General features: G+C 61.2%; 20 protein-coding genes and 1 pseudogene. 12 read left to right on the forward strand and 9 right to left on the reverse strand.

What is annotated here, in order from left to right; genetic code table 11:
* Window positions 1-295: 295 nt before the first annotated feature.
* Window positions 296-1573 carry an MFS transporter gene (locus ACYQ07_RS01165; protein ID WP_459876224.1) on the reverse strand — a complete coding sequence of 426 codons (1278 nt, stop codon included), beginning with the start codon at window positions 1571-1573 and terminating at the stop codon, window positions 296-298.
* Window positions 1574-1736: 163 nt separating this feature from the next.
* Between ACYQ07_RS01165 and ACYQ07_RS01170 the strand changes: the two genes are divergently transcribed.
* From ACYQ07_RS01170 to ACYQ07_RS01180, 3 genes are all read left to right on the forward strand, one after another.
* A complete protein-coding gene (locus tag ACYQ07_RS01170) occupies window positions 1737-2093 on the forward strand; it encodes a DUF2209 family protein (RefSeq protein ID WP_459876227.1) in 357 nt (118 codons plus the stop codon).
* The gene (hflX, locus tag ACYQ07_RS01175) at window positions 2090-3403 is read left to right on the forward strand and encodes a GTPase HflX (protein ID WP_459876230.1); all 1314 of its coding nucleotides are present in this window, start codon (window positions 2090-2092) and stop codon (window positions 3401-3403) included. The genes ACYQ07_RS01170 and hflX overlap by 4 nt, the downstream gene beginning before the upstream one ends.
* Before the next feature lie 76 nt (window positions 3404-3479).
* Window positions 3480-4631: a CobW family GTP-binding protein gene (locus ACYQ07_RS01180; RefSeq protein ID WP_459876233.1), complete on the forward strand. Its 1152-nt coding sequence runs from the start codon at window positions 3480-3482 to the stop codon at window positions 4629-4631.
* A 6-nt stretch (window positions 4632-4637) separates the two neighbouring features.
* Here ACYQ07_RS01180 and ACYQ07_RS01185 read toward each other — a convergent pair whose 3' ends face one another.
* Entirely contained in the window at window positions 4638-4790 is a 153-nt protein-coding gene (locus ACYQ07_RS01185) for a hypothetical protein (protein ID WP_459876236.1), read from the reverse strand.
* Between the two features lie 145 nt (window positions 4791-4935).
* Here ACYQ07_RS01185 and ACYQ07_RS01190 point away from each other — a divergent pair, with 145 nt between their 5' ends.
* Entirely contained in the window at window positions 4936-5103 is a 168-nt protein-coding gene (locus tag ACYQ07_RS01190; protein WP_459876239.1) for a hypothetical protein, read from the forward strand.
* A 40-nt stretch (window positions 5104-5143) separates the two neighbouring features.
* Here the strand turns inward: ACYQ07_RS01190 and ACYQ07_RS01195 are convergent, their stop codons facing one another.
* The gene (locus tag ACYQ07_RS01195) at window positions 5144-6313 is read right to left on the reverse strand and encodes a glutathione-independent formaldehyde dehydrogenase (RefSeq protein ID WP_459876241.1); all 1170 of its coding nucleotides are present in this window, start codon (window positions 6311-6313) and stop codon (window positions 5144-5146) included.
* 238 nt (window positions 6314-6551) lie between these two features.
* Here ACYQ07_RS01195 and fdhF point away from each other — a divergent pair, with 238 nt between their 5' ends.
* On the forward strand, window positions 6552-8693 hold the full coding sequence (gene fdhF, locus ACYQ07_RS01200) for a formate dehydrogenase subunit alpha (protein WP_459876244.1): 2142 nt from the start codon (window positions 6552-6554) through the stop codon (window positions 8691-8693).
* Window positions 8694-8732: 39 nt separating this feature from the next.
* On the opposite strand, the gene moaC is transcribed toward fdhF, so the two are convergent.
* From moaC to ACYQ07_RS01220, 4 genes are all read right to left on the reverse strand, one after another.
* Entirely contained in the window at window positions 8733-9269 is a 537-nt protein-coding gene (moaC, locus tag ACYQ07_RS01205; RefSeq protein ID WP_459876247.1) for a cyclic pyranopterin monophosphate synthase MoaC, read from the reverse strand.
* Window positions 9262-10719, reverse strand: a complete 1458-nt coding sequence (locus tag ACYQ07_RS01210) for an NAD(P)H-hydrate dehydratase (RefSeq protein ID WP_459876250.1) — start codon at window positions 10717-10719, stop codon at window positions 9262-9264. Before ACYQ07_RS01210 ends, moaC begins: the two co-directional genes overlap by 8 nt.
* 276 nt (window positions 10720-10995) lie before the next feature.
* On the reverse strand, window positions 10996-11805 hold the full coding sequence (locus tag ACYQ07_RS01215; protein WP_459876254.1) for a Sir2 family NAD-dependent protein deacetylase: 810 nt from the start codon (window positions 11803-11805) through the stop codon (window positions 10996-10998).
* 192 nt (window positions 11806-11997) lie between these two features.
* Window positions 11998-13728 carry a transposase gene (locus tag ACYQ07_RS01220; RefSeq protein ID WP_071401739.1) on the reverse strand — a complete coding sequence of 577 codons (1731 nt, stop codon included), beginning with the start codon at window positions 13726-13728 and terminating at the stop codon, window positions 11998-12000.
* 297 nt (window positions 13729-14025) lie between these two features.
* Between ACYQ07_RS01220 and ACYQ07_RS01225 the strand changes: the two genes are divergently transcribed.
* The 7 genes and pseudogenes from ACYQ07_RS01225 to ACYQ07_RS01255 all read left to right on the forward strand — a co-directional run bounded on the left by ACYQ07_RS01225 (window position 14026) and on the right by ACYQ07_RS01255 (window position 18618).
* Window positions 14026-14574, forward strand: a complete 549-nt coding sequence (locus ACYQ07_RS01225) for a hypothetical protein (protein WP_071401738.1) — start codon at window positions 14026-14028, stop codon at window positions 14572-14574.
* A 629-nt stretch (window positions 14575-15203) separates the two neighbouring features.
* A complete protein-coding gene (locus ACYQ07_RS01230) occupies window positions 15204-15677 on the forward strand; it encodes a hypothetical protein (protein WP_071401737.1) in 474 nt (157 codons plus the stop codon).
* Window positions 15678-15988: 311 nt separating this feature from the next.
* Window positions 15989-16651, forward strand: coding sequence for an SCO family protein (locus ACYQ07_RS01235; protein ID WP_168170977.1), 663 nt, complete (start codon window positions 15989-15991; stop codon window positions 16649-16651).
* Between the two features lie 2 nt (window positions 16652-16653).
* Window positions 16654-17190 carry a TlpA family protein disulfide reductase gene (locus ACYQ07_RS01240; protein ID WP_071401735.1) on the forward strand — a complete coding sequence of 179 codons (537 nt, stop codon included), beginning with the start codon at window positions 16654-16656 and terminating at the stop codon, window positions 17188-17190.
* 46 nt (window positions 17191-17236) lie between these two features.
* A complete protein-coding gene (locus ACYQ07_RS01245) occupies window positions 17237-17911 on the forward strand; it encodes a cytochrome c biogenesis CcdA family protein (RefSeq protein ID WP_071401734.1) in 675 nt (224 codons plus the stop codon).
* A gap of 74 nt (window positions 17912-17985) precedes the next feature.
* Window positions 17986-18195 (forward strand): annotated as a pseudogene (locus ACYQ07_RS01250) (transposase); the annotation flags it as partial.
* Window positions 18196-18264: 69 nt separating this feature from the next.
* Entirely contained in the window at window positions 18265-18618 is a 354-nt protein-coding gene (locus ACYQ07_RS01255) for a DUF7471 family protein (RefSeq protein WP_071401733.1), read from the forward strand.
* A 185-nt stretch (window positions 18619-18803) separates the two neighbouring features.
* Here the strand turns inward: ACYQ07_RS01255 and ACYQ07_RS01260 are convergent, their stop codons facing one another.
* Both ACYQ07_RS01260 and ACYQ07_RS01265 read right to left on the reverse strand, forming a co-directional pair.
* Complete coding sequence (locus tag ACYQ07_RS01260) at window positions 18804-21359, reverse strand: heavy metal translocating P-type ATPase (RefSeq protein WP_071401732.1); 2556 nt, start codon at window positions 21357-21359, stop codon at window positions 18804-18806.
* Window positions 21349-22314: a CPBP family intramembrane glutamic endopeptidase gene (locus tag ACYQ07_RS01265; RefSeq protein WP_236996025.1), complete on the reverse strand. Its 966-nt coding sequence runs from the start codon at window positions 22312-22314 to the stop codon at window positions 21349-21351. Before ACYQ07_RS01265 ends, ACYQ07_RS01260 begins: the two co-directional genes overlap by 11 nt.

Consider the following 22314-nt stretch of genomic DNA (forward strand, 5'->3'; position numbering starts at 1 on the left):
GCTCTCTCGAACCACGCGCTCAAAAGGCCTCTCGGCACCGCCCGGCCTTTTGAGTGCTTGCGTCGCCCGTCTTCCCGGAGCCGACTGCCCCTTTGAGTCCCGCCCCGCACCGCACAGCACCTCACGCCTCCCCAGCCTCGGTCGGCGGCGGCCGCGGGACCGCACCGCAGCCGCGGCCGCCGCCGACCTCCCTCGCGAGCCGGCTCGCTACGCTCGCCGGCCGCGCCACAGCCTCGCAAAGACGCTGCTAATTAGCGTTCCGGGAGTCTCTTCCTCCGGCGCCCCACTCTCCCTTTTAAGCGCGCGCGTCGCGCCGCCAGAGCGCGAGGCTCGCCAGGAACGCGACGGCGAGGACGCCGGAGACGATCCCGAACGCGACCCGGTAGCCGAATTCGGTGTAGGCGACGGTGCCGCCGACGGTCTCGCCAGTGGTGTACGCGTCGAGCGCGACGCCCATCGCCCACGGCAGCAGGGAGGCGCCGACGAACCCCGCGGTGTTCACCGTCGCCGTGGCGACGCCGCTCGCACCGGAGGGGTACCGCTCCTTGACGAGCGTCAGGGTGAGCAGCCCGGAGCCGATAAGGAACCCGGAGACGCCGTAGACGACGGCGACGACCCACAGCGGTGGGCGTCCCGTGACGGCGATGATGGCGAGCACGAACGAGAAGCCGGCGACGCCGAGCGACATCGGGAGGTGCCGATTCTCGAAGCGGTCCGAGAGCCAGCCGATGGTCGGCCCGCCGAACAGCATCCCGACGGCGCCGACGAGGGTGAACAGCGAGGCGGTGGTCACGTCGAAGTCGTACACCACCACGAGGTAGGGGACGCCCCACAGCCCGATCAGCGTGAGCAGCGTGCCGTTGGTGGCGAAGAAGACCGACGAGAGCAGCCACTGGTCGCGGTCGCGCGCGAGTCGCCCGAGGTACTCGCGCGTCTCCGCGAGGGTGACCGACGGCTGGTCGGGGACGCCCTCGATCGGCTCCAGACCGGCGTCCGACGGCGAGTTGCGCACGAGGACGTAGGCGGCTGCGCCCGCGAGGAAGCCGACGCCGGCGAGGATCTGCATCGTCTCTCGCCACCCGATCGCGTCGACGGCGACCGCCAGCGGCGTGGTGGCGAGAATGGCGCCGAGCCCGGCGACCGCACCCGTCATCCCGGTCATCGTCGCGAACTCGTCGACGCGGAACCAGTTGGCGGCGAATCGGAGGATGGAGACGAAGATGACGCCGCTGCCGAGCCCGACCAAGCCGCGCGCGGCGAGCGCGATCAGGTAGCCATCCCCGAACGAGAATACGACGGCGCCGAGGCTCAACAGGACCGCGCCGCCGGCGCCCACGTACCGCGGGCCGATCCGGTCGACGAGCACGCCGGTGGGGATCTGCACCAGCGCGTAGACGACGAAGAAGGCGGCGTGGAGCGTTCCGAGCTGGGCGGCTGACAGTGAGAATCCCGCCCGAAGCTCCTCGGAGAGCACGCCGGTCGAGAGCCGGTGGAGATTGACGAGCAGGAAGACGAGCGCGAGCGCTCCCCACGCCACCCAGCGCCGACGCCGCGGGTCCGAAAGCAGGTTCACGCTCGGGGGATTCGGCGGCGGCGCCTAAGGGGTTCGGGTGGGGGCAACCGCGAACCTTCAAGCGGCCGGGAGGCGTACGCCCGGACAATGGACGCGATCCGCTTCCTGACGTGGCGTGTGACTCGAACCGAGGTGACCGGTCGCCATCCCTGACGTTGTTGGCGTGGACATCAGCGGTCGCCACGAGGAGAACGGCGACTATCTGATGGTGGCGGCGGCGGTCCATGCCCGGATCGACTCCGCGCGCATCCGGTCCGTGGAGGGGATGGGGTTCGCCGCCGTGCGCGAGGAGCCGACGCTGGAGGCGACGGTGGCGCTGACGGCGGAGGCGGTCGGCGACCTCCCCGAGCCGCCGGAGTGCCCCGTCGTCTCCGAGCGCGGCGAGTTCTACGAGGAGCCCGCACGGCGCGTCGGGCTCGCCTTCCAGCCCGAGTTTAAATACGTCGAGAGCATAGGTGAACGCGAAACAGTGCAGGCAGCACATCACGCCGCGTACGCCGCCAGAGGTCTCCTCCAATGAGCAGCGACGCCGGCAATCGAGCGGTCGTCGCAAAACGCGTTGACGAGGGAGAAGCGGACCTGACCGAGATCACCCAGCTGGCCGAAGCCGCCGGCTACGACGTGGTCGCCGAGCTCTCGCAGACCCGAACGGAGGACGCCGCCTTCATGTTCGGCGAGGGGAAGGTTGCCGAGCTCCGCGACCTTGTGGTCCGGGCGGACGCCGACTGCGTCATCATCGACAACTCCGTCGGCCCGTACCAGATGTTCAACATCGGCGGGGAACTCCCTGAGGGGGTCGAGGTGGTCGACCGGTTCACGCTCATCCTCGAGATCTTCGGCCAGCGAGCGAACACCCGCAAGGCCCAGCTCCAGGTCGAGCTCGCCGAGCTCCGCTACGAGCTCCCACGAGCCGAGGCGAAAGCCAGCCTCGCGAAACGCGACGAGCGCCCCGGGTTCATGGGGCTCGGCGAGTACGACGAGAGCGTCGAACGCGACATCAAACGCCAGATCTCGGAGATCCGCGACGAGCTGGAGTCGATCGCCGAGAAGGAGGAGTCGCGTCGCGAGCAGCGCCGCGCGTCCGGCTTCGACCTCGTGGCGCTCGCCGGCTACACCAACGCCGGTAAGTCCACGCTGATGCGCCAGCTCGCCGCCGAGCTCGACGTCGACGAGAACGTCGACCGGCACCCCGACCTCGGGACGACGGCGGAGTCACAGGACATGCTGTTCACGACGCTCGGCACGACCACGCGCCGCGCCGAGATGGACAAGCGGGACGTACTCCTCACGGATACTGTCGGGTTCATCTCCGATCTCCCCCACTGGCTCGTCGAGTCGTTCGAGTCGACGCTCGACTCCGTCTACCGCGCGGACCTCGTCTTGCTCGTCGTCGACGCCAGCGAGCCGGTCGAGGAGATGCGCGAGAAGCTGGTCACGAGCCACGACACGCTGTACGAGCGCAACGAGGCGCCCATCGTCACCGTGTTCAACAAGGTCGACCGGCTGGCGCCCGGCGAGCTGGCCGACAAACGCGCCGCCCTCTCCGGACTGGCGCCCGATCCGGTCGCCGTCTCCGCACGGACGGGCGCCGGCGTTGCCGAGCTCCGCGACCGCGTCGAGGCCGAACTCCCCGCGTGGGAGGACGAGCGACTCGTGCTCCCGCTCTCCGACGACGCGATGAGCCTCGTCTCGTGGATCCACGACCACGGCCACGTCGAGGAGGAGATGTACGGCGACGACCACGTCACCGTCACCTTCGAGGCCAAGCCGACCATCGTCTCTCGGGCGCGCGCGAAGGCCGCCGACCTCACGCCGGCGCCCTCGACGTAGACGGTCGGGGAACCACTCCCGGGACGGCGGGCGACCGAGGTTTGATGCACCGACAGTGTGAACAACTCGCACACATATGTCCGACAACCGGATACCAGTTACCGTCCTCAGCGGCTATCTCGGGGCAGGGAAGACGACGCTCGTCAACCACCTGCTGGCGAATCCCGGCGACCGACGGATCGCCGTGATTCTCAACGACATGGGCGAGGTGAACGTCGACGCCGAGCTCGTCGCTCGCGAGAACGACGACGAGGGGATCGTCGACCTCTCGAACGGCTGTATCTGCTGTCGGCTGCAGGACGACCTGCTGTCCGAGGCGAGCCGGCTGGCCGACGCCCGCGACTTCGACTACCTGCTGGTGGAGTCGTCGGGCATCTCCGAGCCGGTGCCGGTCGCTCGGGCGTTCCTCGAGGGGACCGATGAGTCGGACGTCGACCCGACGGAGCGGTTCCGGCTCGACACGATGGTAACGGTGCTCGACTGCTACGGCTTCTGGAAGGAGTTCGACGCCGGCGAGGACCTCCCGACTGCGGGCGAGACGGACCCCGACCGACCCCTCGCCGACGTGCTCGTCGAGGGGATCGAGTTCTGTGACGTGCTCCTGTTGAACAAGACGGACGTGGTCCCCGACGACGTGGTCGACCGGATCGAGGCGGTCGCCGCCGAGATCGGCCCGCGGGCGAAGCGGATCCGGACGGTGGAGTCGGCGGTCGACCCCGGGGAGGTGCTCGACACGGGGCGGTTCGACTTCGAGGAAGCGCGACGCTCGGCCGGCTGGAAGCGGGCCATCGCGGAGAGCGAGGGTCACGAGCACGCGGAGGAGAGCGACGACCACGGAGGACACGCTCACGACCACGAGGAGGGCGCCGCCGCGGCTCACGGCGTCGGCTCGTTCGTCTACCGGGAGCCGACGCCGTTCGACCCGACGGCGTTCGCGGACTGGCTCGCCGACTCCGACGACGCCGTGATCCGCGCGAAGGGCGTCGCGAACGTCGCCGGGACCGACGACGTGGTCGGCGTCAGCCGGGCCGGCACTTCGGTCCGGGCCGGCCCGATCGGCGAGTGGGACCCCGACGACGACCGCCGGAGTCGACTCGTTTTCATCGGTGGTGAGGAGATGGACGAATCGCGGATCCGGGCCGACCTCGACGACCTCCTGGTCGATGCGGATGGCGCGGACGGCGACCGCCCGGCAGCCGCGGACGAGGCGTTCCCGATCCGGACGTAGCCGGGGCTAGATGCCGAGTTCGGACTGCAGATCGTCCCACTCCTCGTGGAACCCGTGTGTCGACTCGGTCTCCCCGCCGACCGCCGACTGGTACACTTCGTCGTACTCCAGCAGTTTTCCCCAGCCGTCGGAGAAGGCGTAGTTGCAGTACTTGCACATACGCACACCCATGCGTGGGAGTCGCTTACGCGTTTCGCCGGCGGGCGTCGTGCTCCGGCGACGTTCTTCCCCAAGCGCGACGCCCGCGCGACCGGTTCCCCTGTGGGCCGACAACGTGAACCGTGACGGGGGTTTACGGACCACGATGAGCGGATACAGACGCGGCGGGTACGTGCGGGCCGGAGACGACGGCGTGGAGCGCGAGTGTGACCTGTGTGAGTGGTACGCGGTCGCAGACACCTACCCGGAGCTGGTCGGGGCGTACCAGTCGCATCTTCGCGAGGAGCATCCGCGGGCGTGGCTCCGGGCGTGAGGTAGAAAGAAAGTGAACGGAAGCGGAAGCGACTCCGGTTTCAGGGCTCCAGCAGGACCTTCGTGACGCCCTCCTCACGGGCGTCGAACGCCTCGTACATCTCGGGCGCCTCCTCAAGGCTGACGCGGTGTGAGACGACCCAGCTCGGGTCGGCGCGCCCCTCAATGATCATGTCCCGCAGGTAGCGGTTGTACGCCTTGACGTTACACTGGCCCGTGCCGCACTTGAGCCCCTTCTCGAAGAACTTCCCGAAGTCGATGCCGAGTCGGCCCTGCGCGGCCATGTCGTCGGGTGCGCCGGGGTCCTCGGGGACGTACAGCCCCGGAATCCCGAGCTGGCCGGTGGGACGCACGACGCGGATGAGGTTGTTGATGACGACCGCGGGATTCTCCTTGGCCGGGTCGTACGAGTAGTCGTCCTCGTTCGGGTCGACGTCGTCCGGGTCGGTCGCCTGATAGCCGACGGCGTCGACGCCCTTGTCGACCATCCCGCCGTGTTCCTCGATGATCTGGTCGACCGGGTCGCCCTCGCTGAAGTCGATCGCCGTCGCGTCACAGTGCTCCTCGGCGAGCTCCAGCCGGCTCGGCACTTGGTCGACGACGTAGATCTCCGCGGCGCCCTTGATCTTGGCGCTGTAGGCGGCCATGAGCCCGACGGGGCCGGCCCCGAAGACGGCGACCGACTCCCCGGGCTGGAGGTCGGCGAGCTCCGTGCCGTGCCATCCGGTCGGGAAGATGTCCGCGAGCAGCGCGAACGCGTCCTCGTGTTCGCGCCCCTCCGGCAGCTTCAGCGCGTTGTGGTCGGCGTACGGGACGCGGAGCTTCTCGGCCTGTCCGCCCGGATACGGCCCCATCGCGACGTAGCCGTACGCGCCGCCGGCGAAGCCGGGGTTGACGTTGGTACAGAATCCGGTGTACCCCTCCTCACAGTTCTGACAGAATCCACACGACACGTTGAACGGCATCACGACGCGGTCGCCCTCCTCCAGCGTGGAGACGGCGTCGCCGACCGCCGAGACGATTCCCATGTTCTCGTGGCCGAAGATGATCCCCTCCTCGGCGGCAGTCCGGCCCTCGTACATGTGCAGGTCCGACCCGCAGATGCACGAGGTCGTGATGTCGACGATTACGTCGTTCGGGTGTTTGAGCTCCGGTTCCTCGACCTCCTCGACAGCGACCTCGTAGGGTCCCTGATAGACGACTGCTTTCATGAATGATCCATGTCAACAGTTTACGCGAGCATAAGTAAGTCTATTTACATGACAATTACACTTAACATTTCCAGACCCAATATTGTGAACGTTTATGAAGAATTCAAAAGTAATGGTACGGGGTGTAGAAAGGCGTAATACGCGACCAAATAATGAGTCTCGATTCATTCACCGGTACACTCATACATCAACGGTCCGTATCCGTGACATATGAGCACACGCACTGTGGGTGATGCGGATGGCGAGTGAGGAGGCGGTGAACACGATCTGTCCGTACTGTGGGGTCGGCTGCGGGATCTCGGTCCGCCCGGGTGAGGAGGACGCCGGCGACATGCGGTTCCAGCCGTGGGGCGACGCACCCGTCAACGAGGGGCGCGTCTGCATCAAGGGCGGCGCCGCGACACAGGTCGTCGACCACGAGGACCGCCTGACGGAGCCCCTGATCAAGGAGGACGGCGAGTTCCGCGAGGCGACCTGGGAGGAGGCGTACGACCGGGTCGTCTCGGAGATGGAGCGGATCCGCGAGGAGTACAACCCCGACGCCATGGGATTTTACGGCTCCTCGAAGACGATGAACGAGGAGAACTACCTCCTCCAGAAGATCGCCCGACGGTACGGCACCAACAACGTCGACAACTGTACGCGGATGTGTCACGCCTCCACCGTCTGGGCACTCCGCACCAGCCTCGGCGCCGGCGCGATGACGAACAGCATGGCCGACTTGGAGGAGCACGCCGACGTGCTCTGGATCCAGGGGGCGAATCCCGGCGAGCAACACCCGATTGCCAACAGCCAGTACTTCCGACAAGCAGTGTTGGAGGGGGCGACCGTCATCCAGGTCGACCCGCACGCCAACAAGACGACGGAGTCGTTCAAGATCGACGAGACGGAGCGGCACATGCACCTCCAGTTGAATCCGGGCACGGACATTCCCCTGCTGAACGTCGTGCTCAAGACGATTCTGGAGCGTCACGAGGCGGAGCCCGACGCCGGCTGGATCGACGAGTCGTTCATCGAGGAGCGCACGAAGGGGTTCGACCACCTCAAGGAGACGCTCGCGGACTTCGACAAGGAAGCCGCCGCCGAGGAGTGCGGCGTCCCGCTTGAGGACCTCGAACGCGCCGCCGAGACGTACGCGATGGCGAACAACGCCGCCATCTTCACCGGGATGGGGATGAGCCAGCACACCTGCGGCGTCGACAACGTTCAAAACGAGATCAACCTCGCGCTCATTACGGGCAACCTCGGCAAACCCGGCGCCGGCGTCAACCCGCTCCGCGGCCAGAACAACGTCCAAGGAACCTGTGACGTGGGTGCGATGCCGAACGTGCTCCCGGGGTACCAGCTGGTCGACGACGACGAGGCGCGCAAGAGCGTCGAGGACGTGTGGGGCTTCGAGATCCCGAGCGAACCCGGGCTCACCAACGTCGAGATCTCACACGAAGCCGGAAAGTCCGTCCACGGCCTCTACGTGATGGGCGAGAATCCCGTCATGAGCGAGCCCGACGGCAACGTCGTCGAGGAGCGACTGAAGGAGCTGGAGTTCATCGTCGTCCAGGACATCTTCATGACCGAGACCGCCAAGTTCGCGGACGTAATTCTCCCCGCCACGACCTGGGCGGAGCGCGGCGGCACCGTGACGAACACGGACCGCCGGGTCCAGCGAATGCGCGGCGTCGAGAAGGTTCACGAGAACACCGAACACGACATCGAGATCCTGATGGAGGTCGGCAGTCGGCTGTTCGGCGAGGACGGCTTCCGCTTCGAAGACGAGGAGGCCGTCTTCGAGGAGCTTCGCCAGGTGTGCCCGAGCTACCACGGGATGACCTACGACGCGCTCGGCGAGGAGGGGATCCAGTGGCCCTGCTACGAGGAGGGCGACGAGGGCGACCAGTTCCTCTACGAGGAGTCGTTCGACACGGATGACGGCCTCGGACAGATAGAGGGCGTCCGCCACCAGCCGCCGGCGGAGGTTCCCGACGAGGAGTATCCCCTCATTCTCACCACGGCCCGGCTGGAGGAGCACTACAACACGGGGACGATGAGCCGGCGCTCGCCGACGCTCAACCGCCAGCACCCGGAGAACTTCGTCGACGTGCATCCGAACGACGCCGAGCGCTACGACATCGAGGACGGCGACACCGTCACGCTTCGCTCGCGGCGCGGCGAGATCGACGTGAAAGCGCAGGTGACCGACGCGATCAAGGAGGGCGTCGTCTGGACGACGCCGCACTTCGCGGCCGCCTCGGCCAACCGGCTCACGAACGACGTGCTCGACGAGCGCGCGAAGATTCCCGAGTACAAAGCCGCTGCCGCGGAGATCGCGGTGACGGTCGATGACGGGGACGGCGTCGACGACGCGGCGCCCGCCGACGACTGAGGGGAGAACCGGAAGGACGGACCCTCCAACGTCGGCGTTTCAGTTTTCGATCCGCTCTTTTCGCTTCTCGACGACTTCGACGTCCGTGATCCGGGTGTCGGGGTAGCCGCCGTCGGCGTCCTTCTCGGCCGCCTTCACCATGTCCCAGACGACGTTGAGCCCGGTGGTGACGCCCTCCAGCGCCTCCATCTCGCAGCCCGTCTTCCCCGTGGTTTCGACGACGACGGACAGCTCGACGCGGTCGTCCTCGACCGCGAACGTCGTGTCGACGTTCGTGATCGGGATCTGGTGGCACATCGGGATCGTCTCCCAGGTGTGTTTGACGGCTTGAATGGCCCCGATTCGGGCGGTGGCAAGCACGTCACCCTTCCCGACCTCGTCGGCGCGAATGGCGTCGATCGTCGATTCGGTCAGGTGGATCGTCCCCCGGGCCTCCGCTCGGCGGCTGGTGTCGGGTTTCGCGCCCACGTCAACCATCTGCACGTCGCCGGCCTCGGTCGTGTGGGTGAGCTCGTCGCCGGCGTCCGCCTCGGTCGGCGTCTCCTCGTCGATCTGAGAGTCCGTCTCCTCACTCATTGCTGTACAACGCCTGCGGGAGCCGGTCGATTAAGTCCGTCGCCACGAGCCCGTAGCCCCGGTCCTCGACGGCCGCATCACCCGCCCGCCCGTTGATGTAGACGCCGACGGCGGCCGCCTCGAAGGGGTCGTTCGTCGCGGCGAGCGCGCCGAGCGCGCCCGCAAGCACGTCGCCGGTGCCGCCCACCGTCATCCCGGGGTTGCCGGTGCGGTTGAGCCGCACCTCGCCGTCGGGTCCGGCGACCACGTCGACCGCTCCCTTCACGAGCAGCGTGTGGCCGAGCTCGGCGGCGAACTCGCCCACGAGCGCGGCGCGTTCGTCCGGGTCGTCGGCGGTTTCGCCGCCCATCTTCAGCAACTCTCCCTGGTGGGGGGTACAGACCAGCTCCGCGTCCGTCTCCACGTGGGGGACGACTTGGAGCGCGTCGGCGTCGACGACGACCCGGCCGGCGAACTCGGCGAGGAACTCGCGGACGAACGCGAGCGTCGCGTCGGCGTCGCCGAGTCCCGGCCCGAAGACGACCGTGTCGTGGCCCGTCGCCAACTCCCGGATCCGGTCGAGGTGGGCGGATGCGAGCGTCTCGCCGGGAAAGCCGTGGACGATCAGGTTCTCCGAGAATCCCTGCACCTCCCGGGCGACCGACGCCGGACAGGCGACGCGCACGAGGTCGGCGCCCGCGCGCAGCGCCGCCCGCGCCGAGAGCGCCGGCGCGCCCGTGTACGGCCCGCCACCCACGACGAGCACCTCGCCGTTCTCGCCCTTGTGCGAGTCCGGCTCCCGTCCGATTCCGAGCAGGTCACCTGGTCCAGTGAAACGCTCGGCGGCCTCCGGGATACCGATGTCCGCGACGGTCACGTCTGCATCAAGGTCGTCGAGTCCGGGCTTCTCGTCGTGGAAGGTCACTACACGGTCGGCGCCGACGGCGAGCGCGTCGTCCCCGCCCGTGGATGCTCCAGTGTCGGCGTCGATTCCCGACGGAACGTCGACCGCGACGACCGTCGCGCCCTCCTCGCGGGCGTCGTTGATCCGTGTCGCAGCCGTGCGCTCCGGCTCGCGGAGGGCGCCGGCGATGCCCGTCCCGAGCATCGCGTCGACGACGACATCCGGTTCACCGAGGTCGAGGGTCGTGGAGTCCGTCACCGTTTCACCCGACATGTCGGCTTCTTGCAGCGCAGCCCAGTTCTCGCGGGCGATGTCGGTCGTGATCGACTCCGGGCGCCCGAGGAGGTGAACGGTGGTATCGTACTCGGAGAGGAAGCGCGCGGCGACGAAGGCGTCGCCGCCGTTGTTCCCCCGGCCACAGACGAGTGCGACCTCGTCGTCCGGGTCGGCGATTGCTCGCACTTCGCGGGCGACGGCATTGCCCGACGACTCCATCAGCTGTTTGCGCGGGACGCCGAGCGCTGCCGCGTTGGCGTCGACGGCCGCCATCCGATCCGTCGTGATCATGGACGGCGGTTCACCCGGAGTCGGATTAAGCGTAGGGGGCGGAACGGCGCAAGTGAGCGACAACCCCGGGTGAACCCCGACGTGCGGGTCACCTCCGGACGGACCAACTAGAGAGGTCGGAGGCCAGTCAAAGACGATGCTAATTTGAGCGCGAGCGTCGCCGGAAATCCCACAACACATGCAGATCACCCACAGTTTACAAATTGTAGAATTTTCACAAACTTCAGATGGTCCAAACACGTCGTTCGCCGACCACCCTCCGGCGGTTGCCGGGGCTCAGTCGTCGCGGAGCACGCGCTCGGCGAGCGCGGGTAGCACCTCGGTCACGTCAACTCGGAGGTCATAGTCGGCGTTGCCCGCGTATCGCGTCCGGTCGAGGTTGACGACGGCGAGCGTCCCACCCTGTCGGTGAGTCGGCAGCGATGCCGCCGGGTCTACGGTGAGCGACGACCCCGCCGCGAGGAACACGTCGCTCGCCGCAGCCAGCGACTTCGCACGTCGGTGTGCCTCCTGCGGTAACAGCTCGCCGAACAGCACCACGTCGGGTTTGAACGGGCCGCCGCAGTCGCAGGTCGGCGGGAGCTCGCCGTTTCGCGCCCGCTTGCGGACCGGGCCGGCGGGCGCCTCCTCACCGCAGCGGATGCAGACCACCCGGGCGTTCGTCCCATGGAGTTCAACCACGTCCGCCGTCCCCGCCGCCCGGTGGAGACCGTCGGTGTTCTGGGTGATCACCCCATCGAGCACGCCGGCGTTCGTAAGGTCGGCAAGCGCCTCGTGAGCCGCGTTCGGCGCGGCGCCGCCGTCGGGCTCCATGTGGTCGTACAGGTCGAGCCGGTCCGCCCAGAACCCCGCCGGATCGCGCTCGAATCGTGCGACGTGGAACGCCTCCTCGTCGAACGCGTCACCCCAAATACCGTCGTCGCCGCGGAACGTCGGGATTCCCGAGGCCGCCGAGAGCCCGGCGCCCGTGAGCGCGACGGCTCGGTCGGCCTCCCGGATCTCGTTGGCGAGCGCCTCGACCGCTCCATCAAGGTCGCTCCCGGCGTTTTCCGGTGCATTTGCGACCGGTGACTCTCCATCCCACATTCTTCGCGTGCTTATAAACCTACAAATGAAACTCGGAAATTCACGAGTTAGTGACTACAAATCCGGTGCGAAAATCGGACGAGACCGAATTAGCAACTACGGACCATTCATAGATATGATAGTTAGTTCGAAATCCGCAAAAACCGACAGCGCAACCGCTACCGAATCAGTGAACCCAGAGTGAGAAAAGCGTTACCCGAACTCACGCAAGAAGTCGCCTAACGCCCGCACGAACGTCTTTGCTGTGATCACTGGCGGTGACCGGATCGGCTCGTCGAGCGCGACCTTGATTAGATAATCCGTCAGCCGCCACAGATTGTAGATCAGCGTCGACAGCGCGAAGTTACACAGCCGAAGCCGGTAATCTGTCGATGATGTCTTCGGCATGAAATCCTTGATCGACTTGTACTGGTTCTCGATGTCCCATCGACGACTGTACCCGTTCACGACACTCGAGATTTCTTCGGGCTCGACGCAGTCCTGGTTCGTTACGAACACCGCGTACTTTCCGTCAGCATCATCGCTCGTACTGGGAGCATAGAGGAACTCAGCCTCGTGGTGGACCTCACCGTCGATTCCGAACGGGACGTTGTGCTTGACAGCTTCGTCCGCCGTTGGATGTTTCTGAATATTTTGGATATCCTCTAAATCATCCTCATATGTCGGAACCGGCGAGAGGTACGTGAGCCCGCGATCGTGAACGTCGGCGTACACGCGATTGACGTAGAATCCACGATCGAACATCACCAGATCCAGGTCGACGAACTGCTCGGCCCGGTCAAGCAACCGACTTACTAAGTCGGCTTTCGAGTACGATGGAGAGTCGTCGGGTTCCCACGCAGAGTTCTCTTTGACCGGCTCAATACCGAGAACGATCGGTGCGTGGTCTCCAACCAGCGTGATAGTGGCGTACTTGTACCCGCGCTTGTACTCGCCGTCTTTCTTGTACCCGCTCACCATCTTCGGGTAGTCTGGCTTCGTGATCCCCGCCTCCTTGTCCTCCCACGGCCAGACGTGGAACTGCTCGTGGGTGATGTCGATCGCCGCAACGGTCTGACGAGAGTCGAAGGGATCGTCACCACGGATCGAGTTGATGATGTTTTCCGTCGCGGCGTTGAACGCCGTCATAATAGCGTCCCGAATCTGGTCGATCTCGGGCATCGAGTTATCGTCCTCGAAGTCCTCGAACGTGAGCTGGCCGTCCGAGTCTTTGGGCATGGCTATCTTCTTGATTGCCCGTAGGAAGGTCGAGTCGTCGCAGATGAGTTCGTCGTCGGTGAGCCAGCCGTACTCGGCTTCTGAATGAGCACTACCGTTGTTCGCGCAGATACTCGCAAACATATCCAGCATTACCTCGTCGGAGTACGTCTTGTGGGCTGCTCGGTGCGTGTCGAACTCAGGGATAACGTGTTTTCGAGCGAGCGTCAGCGTCTTCTGGGCCTTCTCTTTCTTATACTCGTTCGCGCTTTGTGACTCCTCCTCGGCGTCGGCTGGGACTGACGGAACGAGGCCTTCCGTGAGGACGTCGTTGTCGAGAGCAACTTTCCGGATACCAGCAACCGTCTGATTAAGGATCTCTTGGGTATCTTCGCTGAATTGCGCGTGCGTGTACGAAAGCTCTTGTTGAGTGGGTGTATCCGAGAGATCGGTGATATCGAGGTGGAAGCTCTTGACTAAGCTCGGCTCCCGTCCAAGTCGTTGCGCTAATTCATTCTGGGAGATGCCTCGAATCCCTTTGAACAAGAGCGTGCGGAACATCTCGTCAGTTCCAAAGGTTACGCGGTTCTGATCGCGGGCGTCCTCCAGTTCGTTGACGGGGATTGAGAGTTTACGGATGACATCCCAGAGGTGGTCTTCACGCTCACAGAGCGTCTCCGCGTGAACAATGATTGACTCAGCAACAGCCGACGGATCAGTTGGCATTGAGCCACCTCCAGGACAAGCTGCTCTGTTTTTGGGCTGCGGTCGACCAGATACTGGAGTGATCGTGTGTAGAAGCGTCTGCTGTGAAGGAGCGAATATCAGTGTAGGATAGAGTGAAAATATGATTGTGCATTAGTGCCGGTTGTCTGCTCTTGGCTTGTGGTGGGGGACATATGAAGAGGTATGCGTGCTATACTTGGAGAATTGATTGTGGCCAGAATACGGTGTAAGTCAAGAATCAGTATGAATCGGATATCGGTTGGAGTTATAGTAGTAGACTGAGAACAGGTAGGTACGATGGGATTGGACGAACTCGAGTCGTTTCTTCGGAAGAAGGGAGCGGCGGAACTTATCACGGAGATCGGAACGGGAACAGCGACGTTCAACGCACTCGTCGACGCGGTTGCGGTAAGTGGATCGACGGTCTCCTCGCGACTCTCTGAAGGCGTTGAGCGTGAGGTGTTCACGGTGAGTCACTGGCCAACCGAGCATGGGACAGAGAAGCGGTATGAGCTCACCATCCTCGGGCGTCGTGTGTATGATTGGGCAGTGCAGACGGAGTTCGAGCGGAAGATTCGAGAGCTCCGGCGGGTTCGGCAGGAACGTGAGACGACGTTCGAGCAGCTGATCGGGAAAATCAATCGGGATATGGAGATTCGCAAAATGGTCACCGATTCGGACCCAATGCAAGATCAGGACATTAACCTCCCTGAAGGCACGTCGTTCGTGCCGAAGATGCCGTCAGAAGACGAGCTTCGTAAAGCTAAATACGAACGGATGGAAGCCAATCTCAAGCCAGTCGAAGAAACCGAAGATACCGATGAAATAGGAGAGAACAGCGAGTAACGCAGGTCGTCAATTAGGGCTCAGATCGTACAGTTGCCCCGACAGACGCAGCACCATTCGTCAGACTGTCATCTTGATCCAATCAAACGCCCTTACTAGCGTCGAAAGATACGGAAGGCTGACCGGCAGAGGGTTGTGTATGGGAAAATCAAATGATCCACAATCTAATTTATACTAACAAAAATTCGGTTGTTTAGAAGTGCCTTGACGGAGCGCCGCACAACTTCAACATCGAAGACGGAGACGGCAACGGCTTCTGAGTACGGAAATCATAGCGGCAACAGCACGGAAACCCACCCGTTCACAGTAGTTGCTGATTCGATCAGGAAAACCGGGAGGATGGAAGCTCCGTATCGGCTCTGACTTCGTGAAATCGTGCCCCAGGTCTGGCCAGAGAGTGCAACAACTGCCGAATCATCCCGTCAGCCGCTGTTCTCCCAGTCTTGCCAGTACTGAGGGGCGGATAGCTCGTTCACAGGATCGCCAGAGACATGCTTCGACACCGCTGCGCAAGTCTATCTACGGTGGGAATCGCAATTGGTACGGATTTACTGGATGGTCCATTAGATTACCACACAATTCGGTAAATGAACCACAAAACGCAAATGAGAACCACAGTTATTTCAGGTATGAACGAACAACTGTCGTGGCGATTGGTTTATCTGGCTGGTGGGCTCGTATTTATTTCGGCAACAGTTCATCTCATCGTCGGCATACTTGGGCTCTATGAGTCACTCGGCTTGAATGAGGGAACCGCCACGTTACCGGTGCTATTCATTCTTGCTGCACTCGTCGCCTATGCTCTGATTGGGGCATATCTCACCAACCGTATCGCACCAATTCCGGCTTATGCGTTCGGAGCTGTATTGATGGCTCTATATATTGTCACCTTCGCTGACTGGCATGCGTTCGGTTACGCCGACACCCTCCTTCCGCTCGAGACAATCGGTCTCGATCCCCATTACCATGAGGACCCTGTGGTACAGATATTGCTTGATCACCTCCTCAATGATCCGTTTGCGCTGGTTAGTAAGATCGCGGAGACAGGTGCAGTACTTATTCTCGGCATGCTAGCCCTGAGTGAACGCATCCGACCGTCCTAATCGAACGTCGCTCATTCTGAGAGATTGTAGCCCGACGGAGTAGTAATCTCACTGATATTCCGATCCTTCGAGAGTAGCGCTGTAGAGCTCAATTCTGGACCAAGGGATGAAAAGTTGAAGGGTTGTGAATCGCCTTGGGACTTGACCCGTGGCATTCCCTTCGATACCTCTGTAAAATTCCCTCGCTCGTTCGACGATTTCGAGATTCGCACCAATCATCTCTTAGTTATCCATGCATAACTTCGTCTAAGATGGCTTCTAACCGATCCGATATTGGTCGCCGGACTGTTCTTCGGGGCACCGGAGCGGCAATGCTCACTGGGACACTGGCCGGCTGTTCGGACATCCTTTCGCTGGGCTCAACTGGTGCTAATGATAATGTCGTGCTTGACCTGCCGGAGGAGTATGACCAGCGTTCCGAAGCCGATTTACCATACCCAATTCACGGAGAGGAACTCCCGGCAGCGACTGCCCCCGCGCCCCTTCACGATCGTGAGGTATCGACCCGGGAGTTCGTCGGTGATCGGCACGTCATGTTGACCGGCATATTTACGCGCTGCTCGGAGGTCTGTCCACGGCTGGTCGAACCTCTTGTGCAGGCACAGGCGGCATCTATCAAGGACGAATTTGCCGACGAGTTTGCGTTTCTTCCAATAACCTTCGACCCGGAATACGATACCCCAGAACAGATCACCGAATACAGCGAAGAACGAGGGGCTGACCTCGATATCGGAAACTGGTGGTTCCTTCGCCCAGAAAGCCGACAACGGGCTGAAGAAGTTACCGATACCTTTGGCGTTCTCTCCGAGTTCGTACCAGAGGACGATCGAGAGATGGAAAACATGGCATGGGTTCACAATAACGTCGTCATATTGGCAAACGCTGATGGCTACGTTGAGCGGACATATACCCGCGAGCCGCCGAACCCTGCGACAGCTCTTGAAGATGTCGAGACACTCCGTGAACGGTGGTGACCATGCGGCGGCGCGACCTTCTCGCTGGCATCGGTAGCTTAGTAACACTAGGCGGAGGTATCGCGTTGGCGTTCGGAAAGCTTGGCGGGCCCGACGGAGCTGCCGGGATCCAGCCGGTTGACCTAGAGACGGTGGATACAGCCGGTAGTTCCGGTGAGACTGTCACTGTCCCTGCACTGGGTGAGCCGACGTTTATAAAATTCTTTGCAACTTGGTGTACTGTTTGCCAGGGAATGATGCCTGAGCTCGCTGTCGCCCACGAGGAAGTTAATGATGAAGTGCAGTTCTTGTCGGTAACCAACGAACCGGTAGGCATCACGACCACTCGTGAAGAGGTCGTTGAATGGTTAGAAGAGCACGACGGTAACTGGCCAGTCGCATTGGATTCCGAGCTTGAATTAACGGAGCGATTGGACCCTTCTGGTGTGCCGTATGCCTACGCGCTAGATTCCGATAACCGCGTCGTCTGGGAACATCGCGGCGATGCTACCGCTGATGAATTAATCAAGGGGATTCGATCGGCGATGGGCGAAGAGTAACGCTACGGTATGATCTGTAACATAATGCTCGGAAATTGGACTCAAAATGGAGGTGTACTCGGTGAGTACTGAACCGTACGCAACGCTAACTCTTGCAATTGGGGCGGGGGCAGCGACGTTTTTTGCCCCCTGTTCATATGCCTTACTTCCGGGCTATATCGGGTACTATGTCTCTGCGACCGACAGCAATAGGGCACCACTCGCTGGTGCTGTCGTGAGAGGCACTGCAGCCGCTGTGGGCGTATTGGTGGCCTTTGGTCTCCTAGCTGCTGTCACCGTGACCGCAAGCGATATTGTTGAGAGTGCCCTACACGTGATCGAACTTTTGGTGGGAATCTTTCTGGTCGGATTTGGCCTAGCGGTTCTTCAAGGGTGGACAGGGAGTTTTCATGTACCACTCCCTGAACGGCGGGCTACCGTTGCTGGCTTCGGGTTTTTTGGCACACTCTACGCGCTAGCGTCGGCTGCCTGTGTACTTCCAGTGTTCCTTGGCGTAGCACTGCGAGCGACGACACTTCCACCGACAGAAACTGCAGTAGTTCTCGGCGCATATGGAGGCGTCGTCGCCGTGTTGATGCTCGCTACAACAGTCGCTATCGCAACCGGGCGTTCGCTGGACATTGAGCGCGTCGTTGGTCCCGATCGGTTGATATCGGCTGCTGGTGTACTGCTTATACTGGGCGGAATTGGACAACTGTACGTCGCATTAACAATCTCGTAGGGCTCAGTGAGGGTGTCGATTTTCCCTTCTAGAATCGAACCAGAGATGGTAACTCAATTCGGCTAAATGGTGAAATAGAGCATCGCATCTTCGTACCCTATGACCACACGCACAACGCCAGAATTGACCGCCAGCGCTACATCAGCGCTCTATGATTGAGACGGTCAACTCGGCTGTCAAGCGCTCGCACGGCTCGCCGTGCGAGCGCGGTCCGATTTCGGGAGTTCCGAGAAATCGCTTTGATGTGTGTCGTCTATAACATCAAGCGAGGCGTGGAACAGTGAATTGCACCACCTTATGGCGATTCAACACGGCCCCATAGATAGTTTATGCTCCAATCACCAGTATCGTCCATGTTCGCTGTGAATTTTTGGGGTAGCGAATGGCTGGATCCGCAACTGGCTCCCCTTCTCGTCCTGATAATCGTTCTTGCGGTGGTCGGTACGGTTATCCTGTTCGGAATCAGCCTTATCGCGTATTTGAGGCGACAAACCGTCCGCTATTTGTTGATTACGTTCGTCTTAGGGATACTCGTGGCTCGCTCTGTTGTCGGGCTTGGAACAGTCCTTGGACTCGTTCCAATGACTGTCCATCATCTCGTTGAACATGGCGCGGACGTCCTCATTTCAACTACTCTGCTCTATATGATATATCGAGGCGGCTCGCCAACAGCTACACGTTCTATCGAAACGAACAGGTATCAATAGACGCATGACTCCGTCGCGCCGAAGCGGGCGCGACGGAGTCGCTCATAACGCTCGTCCGGATCAAGAAGGAACACTTCTACCGAATCCCCAACAGCAACTAACGGACTCGTCGCTACTGGAAGTTACGACTGGTCGGGATGAGCGCGCACATATACTGAACGTCTGTCACCACAGATGAGCAGCTATTAATAGTCACTTTTTATCAACTTTCGCGAGCTATTGGCGGCGATAAGGCCACCGCTTGCAATCACCGCAACAGCGGCCGTCAACGGGTTGAACACACCAGCAAGTGCGGCAGGGATCGCAATCCCATTATAAACGAAGGCTAATCCATTATTCCTCCTGACACGTTGTTGCGCGGCGCGGGCAAGGTCGAACGCCATCTCAACGGAGCGAATTTCGTCGTCAGCGATTGCAATATCGGCTGCATCAGCCGCGAGGGCAGTTCCTCCGCCGAGCGAGATACCAAGATCAGCCGCTGCAAGTGCTGGTGCATCGTTCGTTCCGTCACCGACCATAGCGACTTGTCCCTTGGATTTAAGCCGCCGGATCGCTGCCGTTTTCCCTTCAGGCGGAACGCTTGCAAACACGTGCGTGACATGTGCATGCCGGCTGAAGAAGTCAGTGGCTTCTTCGTCATCACCGGTCAACACCACGACGTCAGTTCCACGTTCTCCCAGACGCGTTATCGTCTCATCCCACCCCTCTCGCGGCTCGTCACCGACAATAATGATCCCTTCTGCAGTGCCATCTCGCCCAACGATGACTGGGAGTTGACCGAATCCGCGGGCATCAGCGACCCGCGATTCGATGTCATCGCTCACTGTCCACTCCTGTTCTGCGAAGAGATCGAGGTTACCGACCAGGGTCTCTCTGTCCTCCACTATTCCCTCAATTCCTGTCGCGTGACTCGTGAACTCTCTGATTCGGCCTGTCTTCTTCTGTTCGTTGTCTCGTTCGTCGATCACACCGTCATCAGAGCGAGGAGGCTTGGGTTCTCCACCGTCATCGGTGTGGGAAAATGCGGTCACGATCGCGTTCGCAGCTGGGTGAGATGCCCGCTGCTCTAGTTCAGCGACCACCTCCAATAGGTCCGGCGGCGCATCGGCTTCGATTACGTCCATCTCCCCTGTCGTGAGCGTCCCTGTTTTATCGAAGACGACGATATCGATGTCTCGGAGCCGTTCGAAAACCGTCTCGTCAAAGACGATAATACCTCGCTGCACCGCTTCTTCGAGACTAGTTGCCACTGACAGCGGAGTCGCAAGCCCAAGCGCCCATGGTGATCCGACGAACAGAACCATCAACACTAGTAAAACGATCTCTGGTGGTTCGACACCGAGCAATACCGCTGCACCACCGATGAGGACGGCCGAACCGCCGACTAGCCCGATGACACGTGCCGCCAGTCGATCCGCGCGGCGCTGGACGCCGTGATCGGCACTCTGTAACTTCCAGACAGCGGCCGTGATCCGGTCGATACTACTCGTGGCACTCTCGCCAACCTTAACAACAGCCACATCATCCGTAACGACCGATCCACCAATAACAGTATCACCCGTTCGCTTCAGCACCGGGAGCGATTCTCCTGTGACGACCGCTTCATCAACGGTACAGTTGCTTTCAACCAGCATGCCATCTACCGGGATTCGTTCGCCCTGCCGGACAAGGACGCGATCACCCGGCGCGAGGTTGTCAACTGCAACCTCTGTCGTTGTCCCACCCGTTTCATACACCCGCGCGGTGTCCACCTGTGAGACGGTCAGATCCGTGAGTCGGTTCAGTGCGCGTTGTTTGATTGATGACTCGTAGAACATCATCGCTGTCACGGCGGCCGCGACCACTATCGTAAGGTCGTAGTAGATGTCGTTCCAACCGACCAAAACTGCAACCGTGCTATAGACGTATGCGCTTATGGCAGTGATCGCAACGAGCAAGTCTGTGTTCGGGCGTCGCATTTTCAGACTAATGTACGCGCCGCGTAGCACTGGCAGCCCGGTAAAAAAGAGGATTACACCGGTCAATATGAAGTAAAGACGTAGGAACACGAGCCCACCCTGGCTATCCAGTTGGAATGCACCGTCGAACATCTGGAGCGCCTCCCAATCAAAGAGTGACGCGAGGTGGGTCGGATAGAGTATGGTCACGTACGGGATCATCAAGAACGCACCGAAGAGCAGGCCCGCAGCATATCGCATTTCCAAGAGTTGGTCGTCTCGACGTTTCCGAATTCCGGCCATTTCTCGCGATTGGAGCGTCGTGTTTGTCGAATTCTGGGTAGTGTCTGTGGTCTCCTCACGGAGGTAGGCCGTATACCCGAGCGTGCTTAGCGCATCACAGAGATCTGTTTTTGAAATCTGATCGAGATTGTGCGTAATCCGTATCGTCTCCGTTACGTAGCTTGCCTCGGCGTCACTGACACCGTCCTGTTTTCCGGCAACCGATTCTAGAAAGACTTCGCACGTCGCGGAGTGCATACCGTCAATCCGAAGGAACGTTCGGACAATTTCTCCCTCTTGGCCATCGGAGGTGTCATTTCTTTTCCCTATTTCATCATCGATGTCTCCTCCATCTGTCGGCGCGATCTCACTATCCTGCGGCTCAGGACCTCCGAGTGTCGAATGAACGTCCCGACACCCTGTCGAACAAAATACTGCCTCGGTCTCGTCCTCGATACTGAATGGCGGTATCTCGCGCCCACAGAGGCTGCAACTAGAAGCCTCAGCGGAGTCAGTTCGCAAGAACCATCCCCTCCACTATGTTGAAGGCGAACCTACTATTCGTGATCTCGCCAAATAGAAGTCCCATCACGAGGAGTATTCCTCCGAGCATTATAATCCCAGTTCTTACGATGTGATACCGAGGTGGACAACATGAGGCGACGAACGATTTGATCGACTCTGTCGACACATTGACCAAACCTGAGAGTGTAATGACACTGATGACAGCAAGAAGGGAAAGGAACAGGCTGCTTCCAGTTGGTTCCACAACAGCTACGTTCCCGCTTTGTGTGGTTGAAATGTATGCTACACCGAAGATGGTCGCATTATACGCTCCGTGAATGAGGGCTGGGACGACGATATTGTCGGTATATTCGTAGACTCCACCGAGAATCAGGGCAAGGACAAAGACGGTGACGATATAGACCCATTTTCCGTCCCCCTGAAGCGATGGACCGTGAATAGCTGCAAAGAGTGCGCTTGCAAGAACTACTGCACGAGGGGCAGAAAACGTCTCTCGGAGGCGTCCTTGAATGACTCCTCGATAGAGGAGTTCTTCGCCTGGCCCGACGAGCAAGAAGGAAAATACGATGAGGAGGAGGAACACTGAGGGCTCTTGCTCTGCTAGCGTAATAATCTGGTTTTGTGCCGACTCAATACCGAACCATTCGATTATCGTTGTGATCGCCCACAGGGCTGCCAGCAAGGCGAGGAATCCACCGATCGTCCACGCGATATCACGGCGCGTCGGTATTCGAACGCGTATGAAGCTGATTCCCCTCTGACTGAATTTGAGATACAGCAATGCGATTCCGCCAAACGCAACGCCTTGCACCATGACCGTACTGACACCGAGTTGAATTGCTGGTCTGTCGTAGACAGAAATCCCTATTCCAAGAAGCCCTAATGCGGCCACGAGTACAACGAGCTGGCCAACGCCTATTGCTCCGACAGCCAAACCGATGCCGACTAGCAC

The organism is Halorubrum gandharaense (assembly GCF_054654575.1).

What these genes read in the sequence shown, in the direction of transcription:
- hflX (WP_459876230.1), top strand. Translation starts at nt 2,090, where the DNA reads ATGAGCAGCGACGCCGGCAATCGAGCGGTCGTCGCAAAACGCGTTGAC.
- ACYQ07_RS01180 (WP_459876233.1), top strand. Translation starts at nt 3,480, where the DNA reads ATGTCCGACAACCGGATACCAGTTACCGTCCTCAGCGGCTATCTCGGG.
- ACYQ07_RS01185 (WP_459876236.1), bottom strand. Translation starts at nt 4,790, where the DNA reads ATGTGCAAGTACTGCAACTACGCCTTCTCCGACGGCTGGGGAAAACTG.
- ACYQ07_RS01190 (WP_459876239.1), top strand. Translation starts at nt 4,936, where the DNA reads ATGAGCGGATACAGACGCGGCGGGTACGTGCGGGCCGGAGACGACGGC.
- ACYQ07_RS01195 (WP_459876241.1), bottom strand. Translation starts at nt 6,313, where the DNA reads ATGAAAGCAGTCGTCTATCAGGGACCCTACGAGGTCGCTGTCGAGGAG.
- fdhF (WP_459876244.1), top strand. Translation starts at nt 6,552, where the DNA reads ATGGCGAGTGAGGAGGCGGTGAACACGATCTGTCCGTACTGTGGGGTC.
- moaC (WP_459876247.1), bottom strand. Translation starts at nt 9,269, where the DNA reads ATGAGTGAGGAGACGGACTCTCAGATCGACGAGGAGACGCCGACCGAG.
- ACYQ07_RS01210 (WP_459876250.1), bottom strand. Translation starts at nt 10,719, where the DNA reads ATGATCACGACGGATCGGATGGCGGCCGTCGACGCCAACGCGGCAGCG.
- ACYQ07_RS01215 (WP_459876254.1), bottom strand. Translation starts at nt 11,805, where the DNA reads ATGTGGGATGGAGAGTCACCGGTCGCAAATGCACCGGAAAACGCCGGG.
- ACYQ07_RS01220 (WP_071401739.1), bottom strand. Translation starts at nt 13,728, where the DNA reads ATGCCAACTGATCCGTCGGCTGTTGCTGAGTCAATCATTGTTCACGCG.
- ACYQ07_RS01225 (WP_071401738.1), top strand. Translation starts at nt 14,026, where the DNA reads ATGGGATTGGACGAACTCGAGTCGTTTCTTCGGAAGAAGGGAGCGGCG.
- ACYQ07_RS01230 (WP_071401737.1), top strand. Translation starts at nt 15,204, where the DNA reads ATGAACGAACAACTGTCGTGGCGATTGGTTTATCTGGCTGGTGGGCTC.
- ACYQ07_RS01235 (WP_168170977.1), top strand. Translation starts at nt 15,989, where the DNA reads ATGCTCACTGGGACACTGGCCGGCTGTTCGGACATCCTTTCGCTGGGC.
- ACYQ07_RS01240 (WP_071401735.1), top strand. Translation starts at nt 16,654, where the DNA reads ATGCGGCGGCGCGACCTTCTCGCTGGCATCGGTAGCTTAGTAACACTA.
- ACYQ07_RS01245 (WP_071401734.1), top strand. Translation starts at nt 17,237, where the DNA reads ATGGAGGTGTACTCGGTGAGTACTGAACCGTACGCAACGCTAACTCTT.
- ACYQ07_RS01255 (WP_071401733.1), top strand. Translation starts at nt 18,265, where the DNA reads ATGTTCGCTGTGAATTTTTGGGGTAGCGAATGGCTGGATCCGCAACTG.